Below are 3247 nucleotides of genomic sequence, written 5' to 3'. Positions count from 1 at the left end.
CCCGACCTTACCGCCCGCAAACGAACGGGAAGATCGAGCGATTCCACCGCACCCTCGCCGACGGATGGGCCTACGCACGCTTCTACGAATCAGAGACCGAACGGCGAGCAGCACTACCCGCCTGGATACACTTCTACAATCATCACAGGCACCACTCCGCCGTCGGAGCCCCACCCATCAGCAGACTCAACAACCTCCCTGGACATCACACCTAGCCCGCGCTGAGATGAAAAGGCGCGGAATCTTCGACAGTCACCGCCCGATCTGACATTAGAACCGCCGTTGACGGCTTCAGCTCTCGCCAGCACTGGTGTCATCGTCTGCATCAATTTCGCAGTGCCAACTCGAGATCCGTCAACGACTGCAGCGGCCTACACCTCGCCGCCTTGAGGATCGCCTGATGCTGCGCCTGCATGTCGTAGAGCGGCGCCAGGCGCTTGCTCGTCCCTTTCTGGCCTCAATCCCCGCGCGGATGGTCTACGCCGGGCGACGATGGCGCGTCACAGACACCCCCACCAGACTGCGACACTCGAACTGGACCGTCCCGCTCGACGAACCCCACCGCGGCCTGTGCGGGTGGCGATTCCAAGGAGCCGACGACGAGGGGCGGTCGTTCGTGTTCGACGTGCACAAGGCGGAGGACGGGTGGCATGTCCACCGCTGCTACGACTAGCGCGGTGCCCCGCGGAACGCCAAAGCGCCCCCATCTCGCAAAGACGGGGGCGCTTTGGCTGGCGTCATTACAGGCCGAGGTCCGCTAGGCGCTGGGCTGCAGAACGAAGCGCCTCAGTAGGATCTTGGTCGTCGGAGAGCAGTCGCTTGATCTGCTCAACTTCGGTAGCAGTGACGCGTAGACGCTCTTCAGAGATGACCTTCCGTGCTCGAGTCACGGCGGCGTCGATGAAGAACGCAGTTCGGTCAATTCCCTGAAGGGTTGCGGCCTCGTCGATGACCTCAAGGGCTGAGGACGAGATGCGCATGTTCACGCGTGCGCTGTTTGGAGCGGTGGCGGTAGCCATGATTTCCTCCGGTGGGATGTGTACGTTCAATGTAAGCACGTTGTCTGTACAGGATCAAGCTGGGAAGAGTTTTCTCACGGTCTTTAAGGAAATCAGTAGGTGATGTGGATGATCCGCGAACCGCTCGAAGCCATACCGTTCATAGAACTGAGCTGCAGACTCATCGATCGCATGTACGACGACGAACTGGATCCCGATCTCCTCAGAGACTCGCACGCAGGATCGCAGAGCGTGCGCGAGCAACGCGCCTCCCATGCCCTCGCCCTGAACGGACTTGCAGCAGGCGAGCCGTGCAAGGAGAACGCACGGCACGGGGTACTTGAGGGGTGCGGCAAAGGCTCGGGCAAGTTCTTCGCCTACGAGGCTGTAGGCAGTCTGGGCGTAGTAGCCATAGACCCGGCCCTCACCCTCTTTCACAAGCACGCGCGTCAGCGTAGAGCCCCTCTTGGTGGACTGGTTGGCTTGCTTGCGCAACCAGTCGTTCAGGTCATCGACTCCACAGTCGAACGCGGCCCTGTCGTGGGAGCTGGTGTCGAGCGTCTCTATTGACCACACAGTCCGAACCTACCGGGCTTTTCGGCCGGCGCCAGCATCCTTCCCCGGTCGCGCAGCGTTCCATGCGTCGATCGTCTCGGCTGTCCACCCTCGAGTGCTCCCGATCATGGCGTCGGGTTCGGGGAGCTTGTACCGGGAGAGGGTGCCGGTAAGGACTCCGATGCGTTCGGCGAACTCTGCGCGTGACAGGTAGCGCTCCATCAGTCTTCCCGGTCACGGATGATCGAGACGGCAACAAGTCCGGCCGCGATGACTGCGAGCAGTCCGGGCCAGAAGCTGCCGCTGGCGAATGACCAGGTGGCGGAGGCGAGGGCGAAGACGCCGGCCCCGTACTTGAGTGTGGTGTTCAACGTGCACGTACCTCCACCTGACACGCTAGCGCGATCGAGAGGACGCTCGTAGTGTCCAGGAATGACCAAGCGTCGAGCGCAGGGAAGCGGGACAATCTTTCGGGACCAACGGGGGTACTGGACCGTTGTCCTTCCTCTGCCCAGCGTGGATGGCAAACGAAGACGAAAGAGCTACCGTTCCAAGAACCGGGAGGTGGTGCTCGGTCACCTGAGAGCCTTCGAGAAGGCGCGCGCGGGGACCGACCTACCATCGTCAACGTCGTATCCGTCTGGCAGCGGAACGACAGTTGGCGAGTGGTTCGACTATTGGTTGACGGAGTGCGTGTATCCGCAGCTGCGGCCGCGGACTGCCGACGGATATCGAAGTGCCGTGAACACCCACATAGTGCCGGCGCTCGGAGCTGACACCCCACTGACGGAAGTCCGGGCCTCGAGCATTCGACGCATGCAACACCTGATGCGTGAGAAGTGCTCGCCGACGACCGTGCGGAACGCGCATGTCATCGCGGCTCGGGCGTTCGACGTTGCGGTTCGAGAGGAAGAAATCGAACGGAACCCCGTACGACTCGTCGAGCAGCCAAGACCCGACGGCCCAATCTGGACGTGCCGACAATCGACGAAGCGCGATACCTCATCGCTGCGCTCAAGGGCAGAGAAGACGGGCTGAAGTGGATGACCTACCTGCTCACTGGTGCACGCCGTGGTGAAGTAGTTGGCCTGGAGACAGATCGGGTGACAGCTCACATCGATATCAGTTGGCAGATGCAGACTCTTCGACGTGGGGAATCCGGGCGTCCGATCGCACCGCCCGACTTCGACTACCGCCACCTCTACGGCGGCTTCTTCCTGACACGTCCCAAGTCGAAGGCGGGATGGCGGACCGTTCCGCTCATCAGTCCACTACGAGAACTCATGGAACACCACCTGGAAACTATGGTCCCGAACCAGTGGGGGCTCGTCTTCACTCGAAAAGGGCGGCCTATCGATCCGAACATGGAGACGCGCCTGTGGCCGGAGGTCCAGCGCGAGTTGCTCGGTGAAGATCGCCACGTTCGGCTCCACGATCTTCGGCACGCCGCCGTGGATCTTCTCTACGCGGCGGATGTCCCCGAAGAGCTGATCGTAGAACTCGTTGGGCACTCCACTCGAGCGATGGCCCGTTCCTACAAAAGCCCTTCGCAGCTCGGGCGCCTAGCTGTACTGACCCAGATCGTTGTTGACGTAGGAGAAGCCTCCGGTGTCGAGTTGGAGCTGTCTAGTTCTGCAGCTCGATCACACGGAGGCTTCTCGTGTCCCACGCTAATGCCCGGCTGACTCCGGCCG

General features: G+C 61.7%; 7 protein-coding genes. 4 read left to right on the top strand and 3 right to left on the bottom strand.

Annotated features, from left to right (window positions below; all coding sequences use genetic code 11):
• Both KZA10_RS10330 and KZA10_RS10325 read left to right on the top strand, forming a co-directional pair.
• Positions 1–215: integrase core domain-containing protein (locus KZA10_RS10330; protein WP_218682824.1), on the top strand; the 215-nt coding region annotated here is incomplete at its 5' end.
• 185 nt (positions 216–400) lie between these two features.
• Complete coding sequence (locus KZA10_RS10325) at positions 401–673, top strand: hypothetical protein (protein ID WP_218682823.1); 273 nt, start codon at positions 401–403, stop codon at positions 671–673.
• Positions 674–740: 67 nt separating this feature from the next.
• Here KZA10_RS10325 and KZA10_RS10320 read toward each other — a convergent pair whose 3' ends face one another.
• The 3 genes from KZA10_RS10320 to KZA10_RS10310 all read right to left on the bottom strand — a co-directional run bounded on the left by KZA10_RS10320 (position 741) and on the right by KZA10_RS10310 (position 1924).
• Positions 741–1019, bottom strand: a complete 279-nt coding sequence (locus tag KZA10_RS10320; protein ID WP_218682822.1) for a DUF1778 domain-containing protein — start codon at positions 1017–1019, stop codon at positions 741–743.
• Positions 1020–1073: 54 nt separating this feature from the next.
• On the bottom strand, positions 1074–1574 hold the full coding sequence (locus KZA10_RS10315) for a GNAT family N-acetyltransferase (protein WP_218682821.1): 501 nt from the start codon (positions 1572–1574) through the stop codon (positions 1074–1076).
• 200 nt (positions 1575–1774) lie between these two features.
• Positions 1775–1924 (bottom strand): hypothetical protein, encoded by a 150-nt coding sequence (locus tag KZA10_RS10310; protein ID WP_218682819.1) that lies wholly within the window; start codon positions 1922–1924, stop codon positions 1775–1777.
• Positions 1925–1985: 61 nt separating this feature from the next.
• Here KZA10_RS10310 and KZA10_RS18725 point away from each other — a divergent pair, with 61 nt between their 5' ends.
• Positions 1986–2591, top strand: coding sequence for a hypothetical protein (locus KZA10_RS18725; protein ID WP_218682818.1), 606 nt, complete (start codon positions 1986–1988; stop codon positions 2589–2591).
• Positions 2528–3238, top strand: coding sequence for a tyrosine-type recombinase/integrase (locus tag KZA10_RS10300; protein WP_218682816.1), 711 nt, complete (start codon positions 2528–2530; stop codon positions 3236–3238). Before KZA10_RS18725 ends, KZA10_RS10300 begins: the two co-directional genes overlap by 64 nt.
• Positions 3239–3247: the final 9 nt, after the last annotated feature.

Source organism: Microbacterium sp. BF1, assembly GCF_019279095.1.
In the GTDB taxonomy this organism is placed as follows: Bacteria; Actinomycetota; Actinomycetes; order Actinomycetales; family Microbacteriaceae; genus Microbacterium; species Microbacterium maritypicum.
Note: the sequence above shows the minus strand (reverse complement) of the source record. Positions and strands in the feature narration are given on the sequence as shown.